General features: G+C 69.0%; 1 protein-coding gene. It reads left to right on the top strand.

Going from position 1 to position 1,482, the window contains the following annotated elements:
* Window positions 1-43: 43 nt before the first annotated feature.
* Window positions 44-1,192 (top strand): murein transglycosylase A, encoded by a 1,149-nt coding sequence (gene mltA, locus ACSFA3_RS23040; protein WP_435469308.1) that lies wholly within the window; start codon window positions 44-46, stop codon window positions 1,190-1,192.
* Window positions 1,193-1,482 lie beyond the last annotated feature (290 nt).

Raw genomic sequence — 1,482 nt, 5'->3', positions numbered from 1 at the left:
GAACACGAGTCCCGCGGCGAGGGCTTCAAGCAGAATCAAACCCATGAGAAATGGACTCCAGTGGCTGGTCGGGCTTGTGATCGTAGCAACGCTCGCCGCCTGTTCCACGGGCCCGCGCGCGCCCGAGGCCCCCATCCGCCCCCCCGTCACCCAGCCGCGCGACCTCGGTCCGCTCACCGGCTCGCTCGCGCACCCCAAGAGCCGCTGGGTGCCGGTCGGCTGGTCGGAGCTGCCCGGGTTCGGCGAAGACCCGCTGCACGAGGCGTGGATCGCGCTGCTGGCGAATTGCTCGCGCCCCAATGCCGCCTTCGCGCCGCTGTGCCGCGACGTGCGCCAGCTGACCATCGCCACCCCCGAAGAGCAGCGCCAGTGGATGACCGACCGGCTGCAGCCCTACCGCATCGAGGCGCTCAACGGCCAGACCGAAGGCAAGCTCACCAGCTACTACGAGCCGGTGTACGAAGCCTCGCGTGTGCCCACCGCCAGCTTCAACGTGCCGATCTACCAGGCCCCCGACGGCCTGGTGCCGCGCCGCCCCTGGTACACGCGCCAGGAGATCGAGACACTGCCCGAAGCCCAGGCCGCGCTGCGCGGCCGCGAGATCGCGTGGATGGCCGACCCCATCGATGCGCTGATGCTGCACATCCAGGGCTCCGGGCGCCTGCGCATCACCGAGGCCAACGGCTACCAGCACACCGTGCGCGTGGCCTTCGCTGCCACCAACGAGCAGCCCTACCGCAGCGTGCAGCAATGGCTGATGAGCCAGGGCGTGAGCAAGGTCGGCAAGTGGCCCGACGACACCAAGGCCTGGGCCGCGCAGAACCCGCAGCGCGTGACGCAGCTGATGTGGAGCAACCCGCGCTACGTGTTCTTCCGCGAAGAAACCATGAGCGAGGTCGACGCCGCCTTCGGCCCGCGCGGCGCGCAGGGCGTGCCGCTCACGGCCGGCCGTTCTATCGCCGTCGACCGCGAGAGCATTCCGTACGGCACCCCGGTGTGGCTGGCGTCCAACGGTCCGGCAGCGCAGCTGCAGAAACTGGTGGTGGCGCAGGACACCGGCAGCGCCATCCTCGGCGCCGTGCGCGCCGACTACTTTGCGGGCACCGGCGCCGATGCGGGCCGGCTTGCGGCGAGCATGAACCAGCCGCTGCGCCTGTGGGCGCTGTGGCCGCGGCAACTGCCAGCGCCGTAGTGCGAGAAACCGTCAGGTGGATCAAATCAACCTGACGGGAGGCTGAGCGTTTCATCGGGTCGTCATACGAAGTGCCTAACTTCGCGGGCTGGTTTCCTCTCCAACCCACGAAGAAAGACATTGCGCATGACCGCAAATACCCGCACCGACGATCTCTCGGTGGACCTCGACGACATTGGCACCAACCCTACGTCGAACCCTTCGTTCACCGACCTGATCGCCTCGCGCCTGAGCCGCCGCCACCTGTTCGGCCTGGGCGTCGGCACCGCCGGTACCGCGCTGCTCCAGGC

It is taken from the genome of Variovorax glucosi (genome assembly GCF_051216695.1).
In the GTDB taxonomy this organism is placed as follows: Bacteria; Pseudomonadota; Gammaproteobacteria; order Burkholderiales; family Burkholderiaceae_C; genus Variovorax.
The sequence above is the reverse complement of the archived record's forward strand: the minus strand, read 5'-3'. Positions and strand labels throughout refer to the sequence as shown.

Coding starts and splice junctions, on each gene's coding strand:
- mltA (WP_435469308.1), top strand. CDS start 44: ATGAGAAATGGACTCCAGTGGCTGGTCGGGCTTGTGATCGTAGCAACG.